Here is a 3,202-nt window from a genome sequence, read left to right as displayed (position 1 = left end):
GAAGAGATTTGGTTGCGGGGGTTGGATTTGAACCAACGACCTTCAGGTTATGAGCCTGACGAGCTACCGGGCTGCTCCACCCCGCGATAAGCCATTCGGCGATGCCGGGGCAGCCCGGTCTTTTTCCTGTTTGTCCCTTCTCGGAGCCCTGCGGCCCTGCGGCGGGACGGGGTGCTGCTCCACCCCGCGATAAGCTTTTGAGCGTCCGGGTTCAGCCCGGCTTTTTGTTTGTGCGCCTTCGAGATCTGCGACCGTTGCCGGCGAACGGGATGCTCCTGGTCCTGCATCCAATGGCAAAGACAAGCTTTGTTTCCGAAGGACAACTCCATCGACAGGAAGGCCGCATTCGGGCCTTGAGCCCCGTCTTGCGGGCCGCATCGTAAGGAGAAGATTTTCAATGTGCGTTTGGCAGACCTGGCAGCGACTTACTCTCCCGCGTCTTGAGACGAAGTACCATCAGCGCTGGAGCGTTTCACGGCCGAGTTCGGAATGGGATCGGGTGCAGCCGCTCCGCCATAACCACCAGGTCGGCAAAGCGCACATTGTTCGAGAAGCTGTTTTGTGCCTGGCGATGCAATTGCTTTCGGGCACCGCCCGCAAGCGCGACTGCGCGTCGCCGGTTATCCGGCGCCCTCGCGGAGCACAGGCCCGAAGGGCCGCTCATGCGTGAGCGCTGGTTGATGAACATTAGGAATGAGAACGATCAAGTCGATCGAGTTATTAGTACCGGTAAGCTTCAAGCGTTGCCGCTCTTCCACACCCGGCCTATCAACGTGGTCGTCTTCCACGACTCTCAGGGAATACTCGTTTCAAGGTGGGTTTCCCGCTTAGATGCCTTCAGCGGTTATCCCGTCCGGATATAGCTACCCTGCAATGCGGCTGGCGCCACAACAGGTCCACCAGAGATCCGTCCATCCCGGTCCTCTCGTACTAGGGACAGATCCTTTCAATATTCCTACACCCACGGCAGATAGGGACCGAACTGTCTCACGACGTTCTGAACCCAACTCACGTACCGCTTTAAATGGCGAACAGCCATACCCTTGGGACCTGCTCCAGCCCCAGGATGCGATGAGTCGACATCGAGGTGCCAAACAACCCCGTCGATATGGACTCTTGGGGGTCATCAGCCTGTTATCCCCGGCGTACCTTTTATCCGTTGAGCGATGGCCCTTCCACGCGGGACCACCGGATCACTATGACCGACTTTCGTCTCTGCTCGACTTGTCAGTCTCGCAGTCAGGCAGGCTTATGCCATTGCACTCAGCGAACGATTTCCGACCGTTCTGAGCCCACCATCGCGCGCCTCCGTTACTCTTTAGGAGGCGACCGCCCCAGTCAAACTACCCACCATACATTGTCCCGGACCCGGATAACGGGCCGCGGTTAGACATCCATAGAGATAAGGGTGGTATTTCAAGGGTGGCTCCACCAAGGCTGGCGCCCTGGCTTCAAAGCCTACCACCTATCCTACACATGCCACTACGAATGCCAATGTAAAGCTATAGTAAAGGTGCACGGGGTCTTTCCGTCTAACCGCAGGAACCCCGCATCTTCACGGGGAATTCAATTTCACTGAGTCTATGCTGGAGACAGCGGGGAAGTCGTTACGCCATTCGTGCAGGTCGGAACTTACCCGACAAGGAATTTCGCTACCTTAGGACCGTTATAGTTACGGCCGCCGTTTACTGGGGCTTCGATTCAGAGCTTGCACCCCTCCTCTTAACCTTCCAGCACCGGGCAGGCGTCAGACCCTATACGTCGCCTTGCGGCTTCGCAGAGCCCTGTGTTTTTGATAAACAGTCGCTACCCCCTGGTCTGTGCCACCCTCATCTGCTTGCGCAAAAAAGGGTCACGCTTCTTCCGAAGTTACGCGTGCAATTTGCCGAGTTCCTTCAGCATAGTTCTCTCAAGCGCCTTGGTATACTCTACCAGTCCACCAGTGTCGGTTTCGGGTACGGTCTATAAGTGGGAGCTGTTTCCTGGAACCACTTCGCTGCAAGATCAATCCAATAAGACCTCACAACACACATGATCCGTCACTACCCACAGGCCCACGAATATTAACGTGGTTCCCATCGTCTACGCGTTTCCGCCTCGACTTAGGGGCCGGCTAACCCTGCTCAGATTAACTTTAAGCAGGAACCCTTGGACTTTCGGCGGGGGAGTCTCTCACTCCCCTTACGTTACTCATGTCAGCATTCGCACTTCCGATACCTCCACCATCCCTCACGGGTATGGCTTCATCGGCTTACGGAACGCTCCGCTACCGCTCACGATTGCTCGTGAACCCTAAGCTTCGGTGTATGGCTTGAGCCCCGTTACATTTTCGGCGCAAAGACCCTTATTTAGACCAGTGAGCTGTTACGCTTTCTTTAAATGATGGCTGCTTCTAAGCCAACATCCTGGTTGTTTTGGGATCCTCACATCCTTTCCCACTTAGCCATAACTTGGGGACCTTAGCTGTAGGTCAGGGTTGTTTCCCTTTCCACGACGGACGTTAGCACCCGCCGTGTGTCTGCCGACTAGTACTCCTGGGTATTCAGAGTTTGCTTAGGTTTGGTAATCCGGTGAGGACCCCTAGCCCATGCAGTGCTTTACCCCCCAGGGTATTCGGTCGACGCTCTACCTAAATAGATTTCGCGGAGAACCAGCTATTTCCGAGTTTGATTGGCCTTTCACCCCTAGCCACAAGTCATCCCAATCTATTGCAACAGATATGGGTTCGGTCCTCCAGTAAGTGTTACCTTACCTTCAACCTGCTCATGGCTAGATCACTCGGTTTCGGGTCTAATGCGACGAACTGAACGCCCTGTTCAGACTCGCTTTCGCTGCGCCTACACCTACCGGCTTAAGCTTGCTCGTCACACTAAGTCGCTGACCCATTATACAAAAGGTACGTAGTCACCCAGGACGAACCTTGGGCTCCTACTGTTTGTAGGCAATCGGTTTCAGGTACTCTTTCACTCCCCTTGTCGGGGTGCTTTTCACCTTTCCCTCACGGTACTAGTTCACTATCGGTCATGCACGAGTACTTAGGCTTGGAGAGTGGTCTCCCCATGTTCAGACAGGATTTCACGTGTCCCGCCCTACTCAAGGACTTTCGTTCGCATTACGCGTACGGGGCTGTCACCCGCTATGGCTCACCTTTCCAGATGATTCCGCTTGTCTCACAAAAGCCACTGGCCTGGTCCGCGTTCGC

General features: G+C 55.2%; 1 tRNA gene and 2 rRNA genes (1 of these 3 running past the window's edge). All 3 read right to left on the bottom strand.

What is annotated here, in order from left to right:
* Positions 1–9 precede the first annotated feature (9 nt).
* Positions 10–86: transfer RNA gene (locus BFN67_RS13675), tRNA-Met, on the bottom strand.
* A gap of 326 nt (positions 87–412) precedes the next feature.
* Positions 413–527: ribosomal RNA gene (rrf, locus tag BFN67_RS13670) — 5S ribosomal RNA — on the bottom strand.
* 172 nt (positions 528–699) lie between these two features.
* Positions 700–3,202: ribosomal RNA gene (locus BFN67_RS13665) — 23S ribosomal RNA — on the bottom strand (it continues 413 nt past the right edge of the window).

Origin of the sequence: Manganibacter manganicus (assembly GCF_002075885.1) — a bacterium.
In the GTDB taxonomy this organism is placed as follows: Bacteria; Pseudomonadota; Alphaproteobacteria; order Rhizobiales; family Rhizobiaceae; genus Mesorhizobium; species Mesorhizobium manganicum.
Note: the sequence above shows the minus strand (reverse complement) of the source record. Positions and strands in the feature narration are given on the sequence as shown.